Below are 18,252 nucleotides of genomic sequence, written 5' to 3'. Positions count from 1 at the left end.
TTGTTTTTAGGGGTGGCTGAAAGGGTGGCTATTTATTTAAGAACATTTAGTTTATCATTTGTGTTTTCATTTATAAATTGTTTAAAACTTGATATTCTGTGTATTGTGTTATATATTTATATTAAAATTATAACCATATGACAAAAAAATCACATTTAAAATTTTTAAATGATCAACAAAGACCTGAGGTAAAAGAATTTAAATATAACTATGGCTTTGATTCTAATAGAGAGGAGGAGCTTGATAATACCCCAAAAAATTACTATAACTTAGCGATATCATTTCGAGCTGATTTGGCGAAATATAGAGATGATGTAGATTTAAAGTATCAGGAAAGAGACTTTAGCTTAGAAATCCCCCACGATATAGATTATATTTTATTTACTTTTCAAGATCAATTTGTTATAGATAAATATTTTAGAGATTATTATAATAATTTTGGTTTAGAGGCGGCTGCTTTTTATGATTTTGGAAAAAAAGGATTATTTGCTGTTATAGACGAAGATAAATTTGCTGACTTTGTTAGGCAAATCTCTCTTTTTATTAAAAGTGAGCTTGATAAAAGGTTTGATTTAGAATATAATAATTATGTTAAATATATTTCCCATTTTCAATTATTAAGAACTAAGGATATTTTAAAATTTCAGTTGGATCAAATAGGAGATGTAGTATATCTCTCATTGATTGATCTTCCGTTGGATGAGAATATAAAACAGACAATAGTAGAGTCTTTACTTGATTATCTTAATAAAAATAAAGTTGAATATGAATTTGATTACGAAAATAATAGAATAGAACTTCATAATCCTTCAGGTGAACAAATTCAAAAAATTATTCAAAATTTTGATATTATAGAAAGTGTAACTTGTTCTGCATTTACTACTATTAGACCAGGGAAATTCAATACTGTACAGCGTCAGTTTGCATTTAATATTGAGAATGCTCATGAAGATTTGCCAATAGTTGGAATAATTGATACAGGAATTAGTTTTGATTCAGCATTGAATCCTTTAATTATTGAAGATACAACCTTTAGTCTTGAAGGAAATCCTTTGATTGACGAAGCTGGAAGAAATAGGCTAGGACATGGTACAGCAGTTGCAGGTTTAGTTGCATTAGGAAAATATAACCATAGAAATAATTTTGAAGGGAAGGTTATAGCTGACGCGAAGGTGCTTTCTATAAAAATTAGCGACACAGGTGCTGGATATATTTCTGAAGTAAATTTATTAAAAATGCTTTATGATGTGAAGGCTAAATATCCTAATATTAGATTTTTTACTTTGACTACTTGTTATGGAAAATTTTTGCAGAATAATGAGTCTTTCTCTGATTATACATTTGCTTTAGATAAATTTTCTTATGAAACAGATAGCTTAATTTTTATAAGCACAGGAAATAATCATAATTGTATTGATGAAAATACACAATATGATTTAAACTACTTTAATAGAGAGGACACTAATTTATCAACACCTGCAGATAGTCTTAATAATATTACTGTTGGAGCGGCAGCTGATAACTTGAATGAGGGAGCTTTTCTAGGAATAGCAACAACACGAGAATTTCCGACATTATATACTAGAAAAGGGCATATTGATCTATCAACCATTTATAATTCTAAGAAAACAAATAAAAACTATTTTAAGCCAGATGTTATTGATAGCGGAGGAGATATGGGGTATTTTGATGAAAATGCTTTAGATTGGATGGATGAGCCTGCACTTACATTATTATCAGCACGTAAAGAGATAGGTGTAATGCAGGAAGTGGGAACAAGTTTTGCAACTCCATTAGTTGCTAATCTTGCTGTGAGAATTTTAAAAAATTATCCAACGTTATCAAATGAAAGTATAAAAGCATTAATAATTAATGGAGCCTCATTAAAATTAATTCCTTTCCCTGATGGTGTTGTAAACTTGCATAAAAGAGTAGTGGGGAATGGAATTGTTAACGAAATTAAAAGTCTTTATTCTGATGAAAATACAGCGACTCTAATTCTTGAAGATGCTATTGGAAATGATAAAATAAGAGTATATCCGATTAACTTTCCAAAGTATCTACTTGAAGATGATTTTGGAAAAGTGAAAAAGAGATTTAAAATTACAGCAACGTTATGTTTTAAATTTTTACCAATTAAAAATAATCAACTTTCTTACAACCCTATACATATGGCTTTTAGCATTTTTAAAAATCATTCTGCAGAAGATATAATGAAAGCCGATGATAAGGATATAGGTTTTACTTCTAAGCTTCGTACTTCATTGCCGTGGTCTGAAAATGGGAGATATGTTTCCAAACCTTTACCATATTCTAATACTCAAAAAATTGAATTAAATGCTACCGTAGATGATTTAGTTAATGAAGAAAATACTTTTAAATTGGCAATACATACAAAAATATCAAAACAAATAGTCGGAGGACTACCAGATGATTATCCGACAGAGTTTCCTTTTTCAATTGTGTTTACTATTGAGGAAAATGTTAAAAATCCGACAGAGAAGCTATATGATCATATACAATTAGTTAATAAATTGGAAGCTATCCAAAATATTGATATAGAGTCCACGTTAGAAGCAAATGAATTAGATATTTAGAGAGAGTTTTTCAGTTTCAACGAGTTGAGCCCATATTGACGTATCTATTTTTGTAGATAATGTTTTTTCTGGCTCTTCAGAAGCGAATAGAGTCCTTTTAATAGCTGTAATAAGTGTTTTTTGAATACTATAATAAGACAGACCTAAACATTGTTTAATTACTCTATTTGCTACAGTTTTACTGTCAAATTTGAAATTTCCATTTTGTAAAATTAAATCAATTAGTCTTTTAACTTCCTGTTCGTTTGGAAGTTGGAAGGCTATAATATTATCAAACCTTCTTAATAAGGCTTCATCTAGCATGTCTTTTTGATTTGTAGCTGCAATCACAATACTACTTTGAGGAAGATAATCGAATAATTGTAAAATCGTATTAACTACTCGTTTCATTTCTCCATGATCTTGGCTATAGTCTCTAATTTTACCTAAGCTATCAAACTCATCTAAGAAAATTATACAATCTTCAATAGCTGCTTTTTTGAAGATTTTAGATAAATTTTTGCTGGTTTCCCCTAATTTAGAAGAAACAATAGCTCCTAAATTGATAACAATCATCATTTTATGTAACTCTCCTCCTATGACATACGAAGCTAAGGTTTTGCCACAGCCCGAAGGACCATGCAAGAGAAGTTTATTTGAAACGGGTAAATTAAATTGTTGTAAAATATCTATTTTATGGTGTTCTTCAATGAAAAATTTTAACTCACTATATACTTTTTCATTGGCAATTATATTATCAAGAGTATAATCGGAAGTTATTTTTTCTAAAATAAGCTCTGAAATTTCTTTATCTTCAATTCTATTTAGATGAATTTCAGATCCAACTTTCGTTAGTGCGTTAGTTTTTTGAAAACGTAATGAATCCTTTAAAATTGATTGAAGTTGAATTGCGAAGTTGAGTTTTTTATTTTTTTTTGAAAATTCAATTAAATCATTAACCACGGACAATAAGCGCTCCTGGTCATTTTCAAGACCATATTTAGCTATATCTTTTATGTAATCTAATTGTGCCATTTTATTGGTGCAAAGTTAACTTATTTTGATTCAATAATTAAATTTAATAATTTAAAATATAATTATAATTGTTTAGTACGTCAAAACATGTCGCCTTAAACTTATTTTTAATAAATACTTTCTATGCAATAGTTATTAATTACTTTCAGAATTTGGGGTTTCATTATTTTCCACAGAAATACTAGCTTCGGCATCCGTTTGATTATCTGGAAGAAAGGTACTCATTAAAATCAAAAATCCAAACTCTAAACTTAAAACCCAATACCATTTAAGAAAATTAAAAAGCCATATATAAGGAAGAAGAAACGATATAAAAAAGTAAATATTAGTAGTTTTTAAAGTGGACCATTGGCCAGATAATACTTTTTTAACATTTTTATTTAGAATTAAAATTAACAAAACTCCACAAATTACAAAAACTGACTTACGCAAAAAAGTACTTGTATAAATGTAAATGTCGCTAAAAAACATTGTTGAAATCACACCAATAAATAGCAATATAAAAATAGTATTTACTATTCTGTAAATCCATTTATAAACTTTATTTTCATCTTTTCTTTCATAGATGTAAGTGAAATTGATATTTAAAATTCTTTCTTTCTCAATAATAAAATTGTGCCCAGGAATACTTTTTATTTCAAAACCTCCATCATCTAATTTTTTATATCTTTTAGCATCTGATAATACAATTGTTTGAAGCTGATTTGTTTGTAAATCTAAATAATAATTAATAACTCTTCCTGAATATAATTTTGTGGTGTCATTTTGTTCAGTCAATACGTCTGCAGTAGTATATCCATAAGTTAAAGTATCATCATTATTTGAATTATATGTACCTTTTACCAAATCTTGCCAATAATTAAGATACTTTAAAATTCCTATAGATTTCACAAATGTTGTACGTGTCACTAAGTAAGTGATAACTCCTAAGATAATTGATAATGTATAAATAGAAATCATCAAAAGGAAAAAGTGCTTATAAACATATTTATCTTTTGGTGTAAACTTTTTATCTGGATCTGGGAGTTTATTATTAGATAGGTCATTAAATGTATCCCAAATCGTTTTATAAGAAATAGATGGTAATAAGTCTAAGTTTAATATATTTTTTAAAAAAAGGAAAATAGAGAAAGTAACAATTAGTATGATAATGCTTGTCAAGATTGTCCAAATAAATCTTTCAAATAGATTTCCCTTATCGAACTCTTTTGAATATTCTCTTATAAAAAGAAATTTCCGGAAAATTATTCCCGGAAATAAAAATATCATTAAATAGACAATAGTATTTAAAGCTATATTAAATTCCATAAACCTAATTTACAACAATTGTAACTTCTTTATTATTTTTTAATGTAATTTTATGTGGCTTGTTATCATTGTCTGCTTTTAATTGTGCCACTATTTTTTCTAATTTTTCTTTATCTTGTGGATCAGAAAACTTATCCATAAAATCTTTATTAAATAAAGGATCCTCTGCAACTAAAGAAGCTGTAGTTTTAAATAAAGATTCTATCAAAAAGAACATATTATTGACAATTCTTACCATTTTATTATGTTTTTTCATTACAAAGATATATACAAAAAGTTATCCACAGATATTGTGTATTAATTATTTTTTTTTAATTTAAATATTGATTATATAAATTTTTCTCAAAAATATTCTCCGTTAACGTCAAAACTTGACGCATAATAGGTTAAATTTTTTTTTCTATATATCCTTCAGTACGGCTATCATTTAGATAAATATTAAATCCCATTTTTTCATAAAAAGCAATTTGCCTATCTCTATTAAGGAAATCTGCTGGCACAAGTTCTCCGATTATTTTTGATATATTTTCTTTTTCTGCTAACTCAATCAATTTTTTCATGGCTATTTCTCCGTGTCCATTACCATTACCTCCTTGAATATCAGCAATAAAGTATTCATTGCCCATTTTTTCACACCATAGTACTAATTCTCTATGTTTTGCGAAAAAATCACATTCAATATCAAATATTTCTATTTCCATTTTATTACGTGAATTATTAATAACTAGTGCTACGAAGGTATCAACTCCCTTATTGGTTGTTTCGTAAGTTACAATAGCATTCTTGTGAATTCTCTCCTTTAATAAATATTCAATTCTTAGCAGTTTATTTTTTAAAATTTTATTCTTGCTATTTAAACTATTTATCTCTTTATAATATCGACTGCTTTTCTGTTGGAGGTCTTCCCTTAACTTTTTTTCAAATCTAATCTCGCTACGCAGGATTCTACGTGATACTTCTTTAATCAATAGGTAAAAGAATGGAAAAAGCACGGCGGCTAATAGTATAAATAAAATGGACTGTATTAAGATTTTCATATAAGTAATATCAATTTACATACTTTTGATATCAAAAGAGTTCTAAAGATAGTACAAAACAGATATGTATAAAGGTTGCTACTTCAAAAGCATTTGTAGATCACAAACTCTCCATAATCTATATCATACTATTTTTAATTCACAGGCTATTTTATTTTGATAAATTGAGAGCATTTTCAAGTGTAATTTTGATACAAAAGAGAACGTTAAAAGTGTTTTTTTTAAGCATAAAAACATTACATTTGTCAATAATTGACAAGTTAAAATTGACAAGTCCATGAAAGTAATGTTCGGTGAATATATCAGAGAGTTAAGGACCAATAATCATTTGACCTTAACGCAGCTTGCAGCAAGACTTGAGCTTGATTCTGCAAACCTTAGTAAAATTGAAAACGGGAAAAGAGATTTTGACGAAAGGCGATTGGAAAAGTTGGCTGATGTTTTTAATCTTGATATTGAAAAATTGAAAGTAGAATATTTTAGCGATCAATTCGCAAAAAAAATGGTTAAATACAATTGCTTGCCTGAAGCTTTGAATGTAGCTAAGGAAAAGATTAATTACATGAGGAATATGAACGTAAAACAAACCGAAATAGAATTCTAAACGATGAAAAAGTCACTAACTTATATTAGTTTATTCAGCAGTGCAGGAGTAGGTTGTTTTGGGTTTAAAGAAAATGGATTTGAATGTATCGCAACAAATGAGCTGCTTTCAAAACGTTTAAAGATTCAGGAGCACAATCAAAAATGTAAATATGAATCAGGATATTTGGATGGAGATATAACCTCTGAGGAAGTTCAAAATCAATTATTTACAGAAATAGAAATGTGGAGAAAGAAACACCATATTTCTGAACCGGATATTATTATCGCAACGCCTCCATGCCAGGGAATGTCTGTTGCCAATCATAAAAAGAATGATGAATTAGGCCGAAATTCATTAGTGGTTGAATCCATCAAGATTACAAAAAAGGTTAATCCAAGATTTTTTGTTTTTGAAAATGTAAGAGCATTTTTAACGACAACCTGTACGGATACGGATGGATTAGAGAAAACTATTGGTGAAGCCATTGTACAAAACCTTGGTGGGCATTATAATATTTTATCTAAAGTGATCAATTTCAAGGATTACGGGGCCAATTCAAGCAGAACGAGAACTTTGGTAATTGGGGTCAGAAAAGATTTACAAAATGTAAGTCCGTTTGATATTTTTCCTCAAAAACAGAAGCCTAAAACATTAAGAGAACTTTTTGCAGGTCTGGAGCAGCTTAATAAGATGGGGACTATTTCTGAAAATGATATTTTTCATTCATTCAGAGAATATGATGTAAAGATGCTTCCCTGGATTGAAAAATTAAAAGAGGGTGAATCTGCTTTTCAAAATGAAGAAAAGGAAAGAATTCCTCATCAGATAAAGGATGGTGAAATTGTTTTTAATAAAAGCAAGAATGGAGATAAATATGCCCGCTGGTATTGGGATAGAGAAGGGCCGTGTGTCCACACAAGAAATGATATTTTAGCCAGCCAGAATACAGTTCATCCCTCTGAGAATAGGGTTTTCAGTATCAGAGAATTGATGCTGATGATGAGTATTCCGGAAAATTTCATATGGACCAATGTGTCTGTGGAAACATTGAATGAATTGGACTTTGAAGAGCAGAAAAAGTTTTTGAAGAAAGAAGAACTTAATATCAGACATTGTATAGGAGAAGCTGTTCCTACAGGTGTTTTTGCTAATATTGCCAAGAGAATTAGAGAGGTTGTCAATCAAAAATTTCTTTCAGTAGCAGAACTCAATACGATTATTAAAAAAGAAGAGCTGCATATCACTGAGAATCTGATTTCTTTAATACAGTCTGATTTCAAAAAGTTTGGACTTGAAAATATCTATCAGATTGCTGAATATGCCAACTCAAGCCGTCAGGAAAATGCTGCATTTTTTACACGAAAAGATATTGCTTTTACGGTAGTAAAGGATCTTCCTGAGTTTAAAGGCAAGAAAAAAATAAGAATTTTGGAGCCGTCTGTCGGAATTGGAAACTTTATTCCGCTTCTTGTTGCAAAATATGAAGATAAAGACGAGGTTATTTTTGACCTTGTAGATATTGACGGAAATTCTTTTGTGGTTTTAAAGGAAATCCTGAGCCACTTAAAGTTACCGAAGAAGTTTAAGTTTAACTTTATCAATGCAGACTTTCTGACCCATCAGTTTGAGGTAAAGTATGATCTTGTAGTGGGAAATCCACCCTATAAAAAGCTTACCAATAGTCAGGCATTACTGGCAACCTATAAAGGGCAATCTCAAAATAAAGAAACGAACAATCTGTTTTCTTTCTTTATTGAAAAGGCCATTGCAATGGGTAAATTTGTGTCATTAATTGTTCCTAAAAGCCTTATTAATGCTCCTGAATTTAACATGACCCGTGAAATCTTAAAGGAACAAAATCTTTTGAAGATTTGTGATTACGGAGAAAAAGGATTTAAAGGAGTTAAAATAGAAACCATCAGCTTTTTGCTTGAAACTTCGGCAAAAAAGATTTCTGAGACCATTTTAATTGAAAGTTATATTACAGAGACGGTAAAGGAGAGCAAAAAAGACTATTTATTTTCCGCTCAGTTTCCCTACTGGCTGTTGTATAGAAATGAAGAATTTGATCAGATTTTTAATAAAATGAAGTTTGATATTTTCCAGAGCTTCAGAGACAGACAGATCACCAAGCTGCTAACAAAAGATAGTGGTAAATACAGGGTTTTAAAGTCTAGAAATGTAGGAACTAATCAGATCATAGAAATTGATAACTATGACAGCTATATTGATGATGCCGAGAAGTTGGCTGTCTCTAAATACTTAAATAAGGATGGAGTAGTGATGGTTCCTAATTTGACTTACTACCCAAGAGCTAGTTTTTTGCCTAAAAATACCATTGCAGACGGATCTGTTGCATTGTTAACATTGAAAAATGGAAGCAGGATGCCAACGGAAACTGATCTGGAATATTATGGAACAAAAGAATTCGAAAAATTTTATAGAGTGGCCAGAAATTATGGTACCCGCTCATTGAATATTGACAACAATTCCGTATTTTTCTTTGGTCTTTTAAAAACCATGGAATGATCAAAGTACGGATATCAAGCAAAGAGATGAATTAGGTATTGGGAAGAACTTGCTTATGATCATCTGTATGGAGGTGGATATCCATTTCCTGGATCAGCTGTTCCCACATCATTGCTAAAACCATTCAATGACTTATTGATATGATTGAATTATTTACTGATTTTTTTGCTTCCTTTGATTTTGACGTCAGAAAGTCAAAAGATGCCAGATTCATGGATCAAAAGGTAACACCTGATGTACTTTGTATTATAGCAGACTGTGTACTTAATTTTGTTGCAGACAGAGATATCGAATTTACTAAGGATGACATCTGGAATGATGATTATTTTAATCATAATGTAAAAGCAATTTTTAATAAACCGGATGCTGGGAATGAAACAACCAAACAGGAATATGATAAATTTACCTCGCAACCATTAAGAACACTGGCCTATGCAAATGTTCTGACGATGCGTAAAGATGGTAAAAGAAACCTTTACAGGATTAATAAACAGATAATTCTGGAATTTGTATCGATGAAAGAAAGGAATGCCTATATTTTCCTGTATCATTATCTCGTAAAAGTGCTATCAGACAGCGGACAGATTATATATTTTGAAGACTTTAAGGAGAAGTGCAAGAATAAATCTGTTACGAATCATGATTTTTTAGAACTTAAAGAGAGATTCCGAAGATTTATCATTGGTAATACTGCCATCAACGGAGAAACTGAGGTCAATAGAATTTTTCCAAAGATTCTGAATGTATATGCATGTGAGAATAACATTCAAGGGGCTGCGAAAGGAAGAATATCCCCTAATCAATTCTACTATACCGACCTGATGTATAATCGTCCCAATTGGAGGGATATAGGAAAAAACAAAAATACTTCCAGAAACGAAGCGATAGAAACGCATGAATCATTACTAATGAAGCAAAGCGAAGCCTATTCTGATTACATGGTTCAAAAAGCGATGAAAATAATTCGTAAGATGTACAGAGAAAGTGAAATTAAAGATCAATGGGGCAATGCAGAAGCCACTCAGGTACATCATATTTTCCCTAAGTCTGGATTTCCGGAATTAGCTCATTATATTGAAAATTTAATTAAACTTACTCCAACACAACATTATGTAAAGGCTCATCCCGGGAATAAAACTGATGCTATTAACAAGGATTATCAGCTTGTTTGCCTGCTGGCCAAGACCAATAATATAGAAACATCATTGAATGAGGGTGAGTTCCTATACAGAAAAGAGTCTTTGATCTATGTTATCAATACAGGTCTATCTCAAAATCTGGAGTATGGCTTAGATTTTAGAGGAATTAAGGAAGAATTGACAAGAATTTATAATGAAATGTAAGCAGATCTGTTTAATTCTTTCTGTAGTAGCTTGGTCCCATTCCAATTTCATTTTTAAAAGCAACATTAAAAGAAGAGGGGGATGAATAGCCAAGGTGATAGGCAATTTCCTTTATAGAGAAATCAGAATTCTTAAGCAGATAAAGGGCTTCTTTCATCCTAAGTTTTGAAGCATAGTGAAAAACTCCGTCTCCAAATAACTCCTTGAAGCCGTTTTTTAATTTAAACTCATTAATCCCAAATTTCAGTGAAAGCTGCTCAATAGTGTAAAATGACTTCAGATTCCCTTCTATGAAATCCTTTATATCCATCAATTTATTGATTTCAACAGTAGTAATGGAGCTTTTATTTTTAGTTTCCGGCTCTTTCTTATCTTTCGCAAATTCAAAAATAAGCAGAAGCAGGTTTAGAATTCTGCTTTTGATGTAATAATCTCTGTAAAAGCCTTCCAGCTTACATTTTTTAATTTCTAGCAGTATTCCCATCATTTGCGGAGTTATGGGGAGACCGTCGGGAAAAAGGCTTGCCGGCTTTTCCTGATCTACCTTTTTGATGAAGTTCTGTAAAGCGTTGCTGCCCTCGGCCAGTTCATGAAAATAATCCCTTGAGACATAAATATCCAGATTTCTATAAGAGATTCCTTTCTGGAAATAAATCTCGATATCGGCATTTTCCGGAGTAAAATAAATATAATGATGATACAGCTTATAGGCTCCAGGTTGATCATTCACTGAATCGTGGATCACCTCCGCGCCATCAAGAAAGAAAGCCAGTTCAATATACTTTATTTCTTCCGTTCGAAACTTCATGGTATAATCTTCATCATAGAAAGACCTATACTCCTTTACCAGAAATTCATCACCGTTATACAACGTTGAGGATTCGAATTTTCCTAATTCATTAACAAAGGTTTCCTGCGCGCCAATGCTATTCTCTTCCGAGAAGAAATCCATAATCTGCTTTGCAATGGTATGCTCCGGTATTTGTTCTCCCAAAATCTAAAGTATTTATCCTAAACTCAAAAGTTTTTCCTGTTGGCAACCGCTAATTTTGCCAGCGTAAATTTAATTAAACTAATTCTAAATAACAATTTATGAATAAGAACAAATTCCTTTTCTCCGCATTGCTTTTTCCGGCTGTTATGTGGGCACAAAGTACTACGCAGATTACAGGAAAAGTTGTGAACTCTCAAAAAAAGCCAATTCCGGCTGTAAAGGTTGTCCTGAATAACGGACAGGCAGAAACCTATACCGATGAAAATGGGAATTACCGATTCAATAATATGCCGGTAGGAAATTATGTACTTAAGGTTGATGATCCGGATGTTACCAAGACTTATTCATTCACATTAAAGGAAAATGATAGTATTACCCATGATTTTACACAAATAACTGATAGTTATCAAATTCTTGCCGTAAATGTTACTGCAAATCGTAAGACCATCCCTTCTTCTACTTTAAGACTAGGAGAAAACCTGTTGGTAACCCCTCAGAATATTCAGGTTATTGACCAGCGTTTACTGAGTGATCAGCAGATTCTTACCACCGCTGAAGGACTTAGTAGAAATGTAAGTGGTGTACGTACCATTACCCATCAAGAAGAGGGAAGTGTAGGGATTGCTGTACGTGGGTTCTCGGCTTCCAATCTTAGAAACGGGATGGATGTAAGTGGAAGCTTTGGACCGCTTCGTGAAGATATGTCTTTTGTAGACCGTGTAGAGTTTGTAAAAGGTCCTGCGGGATTTATGATGGGAAATACACAACCTGGTGGATTTTATAATATTGTAACCAAGAAACCCGTAGGGAGAGAAAAAGGAAATATCCAGCTTACCCTTGGAAGTTATAATCTGTATCGTGCTACAGCAGATATAGAAAAAAAATTGAGTAAGGATGGTAAATTCTGGGGAAGACTTAACCTGATGGGAGCAAAGAAAGGCTCATACCAGCAATATGTAGAGCATGAGCAGTTTGTTATTAATCCATCTTTCAAATATATAGCATCAGAGAATACCAACATCACCTTTGAATACATTTTGTCTCAAAATAACTTTCAGGGCGGGTTTGCCAAATATGTGTATGGCCTTGATGGTTTTAAAGAGCTAAAAAGATCCTTTACGTTTTCAGATCCAATCATGGATCCAACCCGTTCATGGGAACACAATGTTTATGGAACGATCAATCATAATTTTAATGATAACTGGCTTATTACCGGACAATTTGGATATATTCGCTCTCAAATGCAGGGGGAATCTCTCTATGCAAAATACAATACCATTGCACTGGTAGATAATCCGGTTACAGGAAGAAAGAGAGGAGATGTAGACCGTGGTATCAGTATCAATGATGCATTGAATACATCAACAATCGGACAGGTGTTTACACGAGGGAAGTTTGAAACTGGAAAAATCAATCATAATATTCTGGCAGGAATAGATATGGGAAAAAAATTCTATGTGGCAGACTGGTCAGTGCTTTCACCTAATATAGGCCCTGTATTCAATATTTACAATCCTGTTTATGGAAACCTTAGAAAGTCTGATATTCCGGAATATGATCGTTCAAAATCTCTTCGTGAGCGTGGAGCGAATTATTTAAATGAATATTCCTATACTTCCATTCATCTTCAGGATGAAGTACGTTTTATAGAAGATAAATTACGTGTTGCAGCAGGATTCCGTTATACTTCTACTGTAAAAACGAGTGGAGCCAGCAAGGGTGAACAAGTGAAAAATAATGCAGTGACCCCACGTTTTAGTGTTACAGGATTGTTGTTGCCAACATTTACCATTTACGGGTTATACGATGAAAGCTTTGAAGAGCAAACAGGAAAGCTTCTCAACGGAAATACAGCCGACCCGTCATATGGGAAAAATAAAGAGATTGGGTTAAAGAAAACATGGTTTAAAGGACAGTTGATGACCAACCTTACTTTTTACCACCTTACCAAGACAAATATGCTTACCTCTGCAGGAATAGATTATCCGGGGCTATTCGAACAGTCAGGAGAAAGCACTTCTAAGGGAATTGAATTTGATCTGAATGGTAATATCAGCAAGAACTGGAGTATTCTCTTCAACTATGCCTATACAGATGCAAAAGTGACTAAAGATAATGATCCTAAAAAAGTTGGGGGAATGCTATACGGAACCGCCCGACACATCACCAATGCATGGCTAAAATATACCATTGCCGAAGGTGATCTTGAGGGACTTGGATTTTCCCTTGGATATGAATATCAGGCTAAAAGAGCTGCGTGGCCCGTGGTAACAGGAAAACCCTATCTTCCCAATGATTATTTCACACTTGATCTTGGAGTTTCCTATAAAAGAGACAATTATCAGCTATCATTCCTTGTGAACAATCTTACAGACCGTTATAACTATGTAGGATTCTATCCTGGAGCATGGGGATATACTCACTATGGATGGAGAGCTTTGAATCCAATCAACTTCAGACTGAATCTTTCTTATAATTTCTAAATGAACACCGGAAAACCCAAAATTAAAAAGAAAAATAACAGAAGCTTGTTCTACAGAATATCAGCCTGGCTACATTTGTGGCTGGGCCTTGCTTCAGGAATTATTATTGTCATTATTTGTTTAACAGGGATTACCTGGTCTTTTCGGGATGAGATTAAAGATTGGCTCAACCCTGATCTGAAAATCGACTATGTTTCCGGAAAGAAGATGATCAATCCTGCAGATCTTTACTTAAAAGCAAATAAATTATATCCCAAACAGGAAATTTCCTTTGTATGGCGACCTACTGGCAAAGCTGCAATGGTTGGTTTTGGAAAGAGAAATCCGGGATTTGTTTTGTATCTTCATCCTTATACCGGAGAAATCATCAGGAAACCCACCTTTAAGAAAGAGTTTGATTTCTTTGAATGGACGTTAAAGGGACATCGTTTTCTTTGGCTGCCTTCTGAAATTGGCAGACCCATCATTAATTATTCTACTTTTATATTCTTTATCACCCTGATTTCAGGATTAGTACTTTGGTGGCCTAAAAAATGGACAAAAGCGATGAGAAAGCAGAGCTTTTCGGTAAAATGGGATGCCAAAATCAAAAGACTGAACTATGATCTGCACAATGTTTTTGGTTTTTATTCCATGATCATCCTTTTGATAATATCAATGACCGGAATGTATTATGGGCTTCCGTGGTTTAATAAGTTTCTCTATTTCACTACTTCTCTAGGGAAGCCCCTCCCAACAGAACGTGAAGAACTGAAAAATATAAATCCCTATCAGCCTGAAAATTTGCCACAGTCATTGTATATTGCGTGGGAAGATGCAATAAAGAGCGTAGATGCAAAAGGATATTACTTATCTGTTCCTGAGGATTCTACAGGAACCATAGGTTTGTATTTGTACCCATCACACCGTCAGTTTTATAATCTTCAAAGCTTTAATTATGACAGAAATACAGGAGTTCGGCTGGCAAATAATTCAGCATATGCAGCTCCGTTTAAAGATGCAGAGTTTGCTACCAAGGTTCAGAAACTGAATTATGATTTGCATGTAGGTTCGGCTCTGGGAGGAATTTGGGGAAGAATTTTATATTTTTTTATTACCATTATAGGATGTTCACTTCCGATTACCGGTTTCTTGGTATGGTGGTTCAAGAAAAAGAAGAATGGGAAGTAATTAGTTGTGAATATTTGTGTTTTTTTGTAATTTATTTAATTATAATATAAATAAATTTCCTATGTATTGATTTTATTTTATATTTGTTTAAATGATTATCATTTAGGAATATAGTATATCTGATATTCAAAAGCAAAGATAAAATATGCGGTTAAAATCAAATAGAATAATAATTAAAACTAGCTATTATGTACAAACAACTTTTTGGTATAGAAAATAAAATGAGATTTGATTCTCCAGAAGAATATTATGAAACATTAGGATTTCTTGCAAAATCGGATGGCTCTATGGCTCTTGTTTGGGAGGATAATCAAAATCAAGGAGCACGAGGAAGAGAAGTAAGAATCCATTGCTTATCTAATATTGATAGTTTTACGCCCCCATTAGTGAGAAAATTTACTGCAGGAAGAGATAAAATTATTCATAGAATCAACTGTAATGAATTTGTTGAAGACCTTTTAACAAATCATAATTTTGCTCTTGGAAGTATTCAGGATACCACACTTATAAGAAATACTATTCCTCAACAATATTTAGTTGATTTTGACAGAGGATTTAGTATTTAACCTTTCCTTTCTAATTTTTCTAGCCTCTTAAAAATGGTTGTAAAAATATTTTTTTCAGATATTGAAACCTGTCCTACAATTTTATAAAGGTTCTGGCTATCTGCACGGGAAGCATATTGTAAATTACCATCAGTATAAATCAATAGATTATAGGTTGGATCAATTTTAAGATCAGCCTTATTCAGAAATAAAATATCTCCATAATTGTATTGAGGAAGCAATGGGTTTTCTGTGGTAAATTCATAGATCAGATCTACGGATGCTAATATTTTTTGCAAAACAGGATGATTTTGAGAATTATTGTCCTGTAATGATGATCCCTCATTGCTTTCATTAATAACCGTTTCTGGGAAAAGCATTAGCTGATCTGAACCTGAAACATTGAGTAATTGCGCTGTCTGTAGAGCTTCAGTCAATAATTTGTCGAGATCAAGACTAAAGTGGTTAGCTACCTTTAATATTGTTTCAATCTTTGGTTCCGCACGTCCTTCTTCATAAGAGCTTATCACTCCTCTGTTTAAGTCAAGTAAATCAGCAAAAGCCTTTTGGCTCAGTCCTTTAACTTGCCTTATTTTCTTAATGTTAGTTCCAAAGAAACTCATTTACTGTCTAATATTTTTTGCAAATATAAAAAATCCCAAAAGAATGCTTAAATTATTTGCACTGTGATAATTGATTGGTAATAATGAAAATTTTCACATCTATCTGTACCCATGATATTGTATTCTTCTGTATCTGTGTCCAAACTTTAATACTCCATAATTTTGTTTGAGTAAAGCAGAATACTATGGAAACCAATATTCAACATCAGGAATCACTTCAATATGCTGAGGTCTACATTTCAGACATGTTGGCACTTAAAGATATATTTCTACAAACCCTCAATCTAAAAAAAGTAAACCATGATTTTGGGATTCCTTTTCTTTTGGTGAAAAAAGAGAATAAGATAGCTTCATTTGCCAGCCTTATCATTAATGAAAATGGAGAGATAGGTTTTAAGATCTATGATAAAAAGGAGATAAAAGAATCAGAAAAGAAAAACTTCATGATTCGTGCAGAGAACTATTTTAGAAGAAGCAATACCCCTAATTTTCGAGATCCCAAACAGCTAAAAAGCAGCATTAATGGAATGATTAGCTGGCTTAATCCTTAGAAAAATAGGGATAAAATTGTACATTTACTTAAAACCGTGATTCATGCACAAAGATGTTCTTTACCTTAAAATAGCCAATGCTGTCACTGAGCAGATTAAAAGTGAAACATTGCAGTTTGGAGACAGATTGCCCTCATTGAGAAGTGCCCAAAAGTTGTATAATGTTAGCTTAAATACTGTAAAACAAGCATATATGGAGCTTGAAAGTCGTTCTCTGGTAGAATCACGCCCAAAATACGGATATTTTGTAAGCCAAACCTCACAACGTAAGTTAGCATTGCCCTCTGTGGCTAAAATGAAAATTTCTGAGGGAAAGAATACCCCTGAAGATCTTATTGGGAAAGTATTCGGAACCATTGGAGGAACGGATGTAACACAATTTGCATTGGGTATTCCGGGAAAAAGCCTTCTTCCTGTTGCCAAGATGAAGAAATGCATGATTGATGTAATAAAAAGGAAAAGCGACAGCGGAACCAATTATGAACCCGTACAGGGGAATGAACAGCTTCGTCGGGAAATAGCCAAATGGTCCATCGTGATGGAGGGAAAAATTACAGAAAAGGATTTGGTCATCACTTCGGGAGCTATGAACGGGGTGTATAACTGTCTGATGGCCGTTACGCAGCCCGGAGATTCCGTAGCGGTGGAAAGCCCTGTTTATTTTGGGATTCTTCAGGCTATTCAGCTATTGGGGTTGAAAGCGGTGGAGATCCCAACCCATCCAATTACAGGAGTAGATCTGGATGAATTGAAAAAAGTTCTTCCAAAGCTCTCTGCCTGTTGTTTTGTGGTTAATTATAATAATCCACTGGGTTTTCAAATGCCTGATGAGAACAAGAAAGAATTAGTAAGAATGCTTACAGAACACAATGTTCCCTTGGTAGAAGATGATGTGTATGGAAATATTTATTTCGGAGCCGGAAGACCAAAACCCTGTAAATTTTATGATGAAGCAGGTATTGTGATGTGGGTAGGCTCAGTGTCTAAGACGTTGGCGCCCGGCTATAGGGTCGGATGGGTTGCTCCCGGAAAATTTAAGGAAAAGATTATCCGTCAGAAACTGGTTCAAACAGTTTCCAGCCCGTCTTTGTTTTCAGATGTAATAGCTGATTTTCTTGAACATGGGCGGTATGATCATCACTTAAGGATGTTTAGGAAAAAACTTTATGCCAATTATCTTCAGATTCAAAAATCTGTTACCCAGTATTTTCCTGACAATACTAAGATTTCAGAACCTAAAGGAGGGTTTATGTTGTGGCTGGAACTAGATAAAAGGATCTGTACAGAAGACCTTTACGATGAAGCCGTTAGCCAAAAGGTAAATTTTGCCCCCGGAAGAATGTTTTCACAGTATAATCAGTATCAAAACTGTATGCGTCTGAATTATGCTCTGGAGTGGACAGACCGTGTAGAAAGTGACCTTGAGAAATTGGGGAAAATGATAAAAAATAGAATTTAATAAACCAATAGAG

15 protein-coding genes are annotated in these 18,252 nt (G+C 32.8%); 9 read left to right on the top strand and 6 right to left on the bottom strand.

Annotation, left to right across the window (positions count from 1 at the left end; genetic code table 11):
- Window positions 1-137: 137 nt before the first annotated feature.
- Window positions 138-2,597 carry a S8 family peptidase gene (locus C1638_RS10610; RefSeq protein ID WP_109620795.1) on the top strand — a complete coding sequence of 820 codons (2,460 nt, stop codon included), beginning with the start codon at window positions 138-140 and terminating at the stop codon, window positions 2,595-2,597.
- Here C1638_RS10610 and C1638_RS10605 read toward each other — a convergent pair.
- From C1638_RS10605 to C1638_RS10590, 4 genes are all read right to left on the bottom strand, one after another.
- Window positions 2,586-3,611 carry an AAA family ATPase gene (locus tag C1638_RS10605; protein ID WP_109620793.1) on the bottom strand — a complete coding sequence of 342 codons (1,026 nt, stop codon included), beginning with the start codon at window positions 3,609-3,611 and terminating at the stop codon, window positions 2,586-2,588. The two genes, C1638_RS10610 and C1638_RS10605, sit on opposite strands and share 12 nt — an antisense overlap.
- Before the next feature lie 135 nt (window positions 3,612-3,746).
- A complete protein-coding gene (locus tag C1638_RS10600) occupies window positions 3,747-4,919 on the bottom strand; it encodes a hypothetical protein (RefSeq protein WP_123838369.1) in 1,173 nt (390 codons plus the stop codon).
- A gap of 4 nt (window positions 4,920-4,923) precedes the next feature.
- Complete coding sequence (locus C1638_RS10595) at window positions 4,924-5,175, bottom strand: hypothetical protein (RefSeq protein WP_109620789.1); 252 nt, start codon at window positions 5,173-5,175, stop codon at window positions 4,924-4,926.
- 130 nt (window positions 5,176-5,305) lie between these two features.
- The gene (locus C1638_RS10590) at window positions 5,306-5,956 is read right to left on the bottom strand and encodes a GNAT family protein (RefSeq protein ID WP_109620787.1); all 651 of its coding nucleotides are present in this window, start codon (window positions 5,954-5,956) and stop codon (window positions 5,306-5,308) included.
- 277 nt (window positions 5,957-6,233) lie between these two features.
- Between C1638_RS10590 and C1638_RS10585 the strand changes: the two genes are divergently transcribed.
- The 3 genes from C1638_RS10585 (at window position 6,234) to C1638_RS10575 (ending at window position 10,414) form a co-directional block, all read left to right on the top strand.
- Window positions 6,234-6,560, top strand: a complete 327-nt coding sequence (locus C1638_RS10585) for a helix-turn-helix domain-containing protein (RefSeq protein ID WP_109620785.1) — start codon at window positions 6,234-6,236, stop codon at window positions 6,558-6,560.
- A 3-nt stretch (window positions 6,561-6,563) separates the two neighbouring features.
- Window positions 6,564-9,071 (top strand): DNA cytosine methyltransferase, encoded by a 2,508-nt coding sequence (locus tag C1638_RS10580; RefSeq protein WP_109620783.1) that lies wholly within the window; start codon window positions 6,564-6,566, stop codon window positions 9,069-9,071.
- A 140-nt stretch (window positions 9,072-9,211) separates the two neighbouring features.
- Complete coding sequence (locus C1638_RS10575) at window positions 9,212-10,414, top strand: hypothetical protein (RefSeq protein ID WP_109620781.1); 1,203 nt, start codon at window positions 9,212-9,214, stop codon at window positions 10,412-10,414.
- A 10-nt stretch (window positions 10,415-10,424) separates the two neighbouring features.
- Here the strand turns inward: C1638_RS10575 and C1638_RS10570 are convergent, their stop codons facing one another.
- Window positions 10,425-11,408 carry a helix-turn-helix domain-containing protein gene (locus C1638_RS10570; protein WP_228428121.1) on the bottom strand — a complete coding sequence of 328 codons (984 nt, stop codon included), beginning with the start codon at window positions 11,406-11,408 and terminating at the stop codon, window positions 10,425-10,427.
- Window positions 11,409-11,506: 98 nt separating this feature from the next.
- On the opposite strand from C1638_RS10570, the gene C1638_RS10565 reads away from it, so the two are divergent.
- The 3 genes from C1638_RS10565 (at window position 11,507) to C1638_RS10555 (ending at window position 15,627) form a co-directional block, all read left to right on the top strand.
- Window positions 11,507-13,891 (top strand): TonB-dependent receptor, encoded by a 2,385-nt coding sequence (locus C1638_RS10565; RefSeq protein WP_109620779.1) that lies wholly within the window; start codon window positions 11,507-11,509, stop codon window positions 13,889-13,891.
- Window positions 13,892-15,061, top strand: a complete 1,170-nt coding sequence (locus C1638_RS10560) for a PepSY-associated TM helix domain-containing protein (RefSeq protein WP_109620777.1) — start codon at window positions 13,892-13,894, stop codon at window positions 15,059-15,061. It abuts the gene before it with no gap.
- Window positions 15,062-15,249: 188 nt separating this feature from the next.
- Window positions 15,250-15,627 carry a hypothetical protein gene (locus C1638_RS10555; protein ID WP_123838368.1) on the top strand — a complete coding sequence of 126 codons (378 nt, stop codon included), beginning with the start codon at window positions 15,250-15,252 and terminating at the stop codon, window positions 15,625-15,627.
- On the opposite strand, the gene C1638_RS10550 is transcribed toward C1638_RS10555, so the two are convergent.
- On the bottom strand, window positions 15,624-16,229 hold the full coding sequence (locus C1638_RS10550) for a helix-turn-helix domain-containing protein (protein ID WP_109620773.1): 606 nt from the start codon (window positions 16,227-16,229) through the stop codon (window positions 15,624-15,626). The two genes, C1638_RS10555 and C1638_RS10550, sit on opposite strands and share 4 nt — an antisense overlap.
- A gap of 185 nt (window positions 16,230-16,414) precedes the next feature.
- Between C1638_RS10550 and C1638_RS10545 the strand changes: the two genes are divergently transcribed.
- Window positions 16,415-16,780 carry a hypothetical protein gene (locus tag C1638_RS10545; RefSeq protein WP_109620771.1) on the top strand — a complete coding sequence of 122 codons (366 nt, stop codon included), beginning with the start codon at window positions 16,415-16,417 and terminating at the stop codon, window positions 16,778-16,780.
- A 43-nt stretch (window positions 16,781-16,823) separates the two neighbouring features.
- Window positions 16,824-18,239, top strand: a complete 1,416-nt coding sequence (locus C1638_RS10540) for an aminotransferase-like domain-containing protein (protein ID WP_109620769.1) — start codon at window positions 16,824-16,826, stop codon at window positions 18,237-18,239.
- Window positions 18,240-18,252 lie beyond the last annotated feature (13 nt).

It is taken from the genome of Chryseobacterium oncorhynchi (assembly GCF_002899895.1).
Classification (GTDB): domain Bacteria; phylum Bacteroidota; class Bacteroidia; order Flavobacteriales; family Weeksellaceae; genus Chryseobacterium; species Chryseobacterium oncorhynchi.
This window is presented reverse-complemented; position numbering and strand designations above follow the sequence as displayed.

Excerpts from the sequence above, each read along its gene's own strand:
- C1638_RS10595 (WP_109620789.1), bottom strand. The coding sequence starts at position 5,175 with ATGAAAAAACATAATAAAATGGTAAGAATTGTCAATAATATGTTCTTT.
- C1638_RS10550 (WP_109620773.1), bottom strand. The coding sequence starts at position 16,229 with ATGAGTTTCTTTGGAACTAACATTAAGAAAATAAGGCAAGTTAAAGGA.
- C1638_RS10555 (WP_123838368.1), top strand. The coding sequence starts at position 15,250 with ATGTACAAACAACTTTTTGGTATAGAAAATAAAATGAGATTTGATTCT.
- C1638_RS10580 (WP_109620783.1), top strand. The coding sequence starts at position 6,564 with ATGAAAAAGTCACTAACTTATATTAGTTTATTCAGCAGTGCAGGAGTA.
- C1638_RS10545 (WP_109620771.1), top strand. The coding sequence starts at position 16,415 with ATGGAAACCAATATTCAACATCAGGAATCACTTCAATATGCTGAGGTC.
- C1638_RS10610 (WP_109620795.1), top strand. The coding sequence starts at position 138 with ATGACAAAAAAATCACATTTAAAATTTTTAAATGATCAACAAAGACCT.
- C1638_RS10605 (WP_109620793.1), bottom strand. The coding sequence starts at position 3,611 with ATGGCACAATTAGATTACATAAAAGATATAGCTAAATATGGTCTTGAA.
- C1638_RS10540 (WP_109620769.1), top strand. The coding sequence starts at position 16,824 with ATGCACAAAGATGTTCTTTACCTTAAAATAGCCAATGCTGTCACTGAG.
- C1638_RS10565 (WP_109620779.1), top strand. The coding sequence starts at position 11,507 with ATGAATAAGAACAAATTCCTTTTCTCCGCATTGCTTTTTCCGGCTGTT.
- C1638_RS10575 (WP_109620781.1), top strand. The coding sequence starts at position 9,212 with ATGATTGAATTATTTACTGATTTTTTTGCTTCCTTTGATTTTGACGTC.
- C1638_RS10600 (WP_123838369.1), bottom strand. The coding sequence starts at position 4,919 with ATGGAATTTAATATAGCTTTAAATACTATTGTCTATTTAATGATATTT.
- C1638_RS10560 (WP_109620777.1), top strand. The coding sequence starts at position 13,892 with ATGAACACCGGAAAACCCAAAATTAAAAAGAAAAATAACAGAAGCTTG.
- C1638_RS10585 (WP_109620785.1), top strand. The coding sequence starts at position 6,234 with ATGAAAGTAATGTTCGGTGAATATATCAGAGAGTTAAGGACCAATAAT.
- C1638_RS10590 (WP_109620787.1), bottom strand. The coding sequence starts at position 5,956 with ATGAAAATCTTAATACAGTCCATTTTATTTATACTATTAGCCGCCGTG.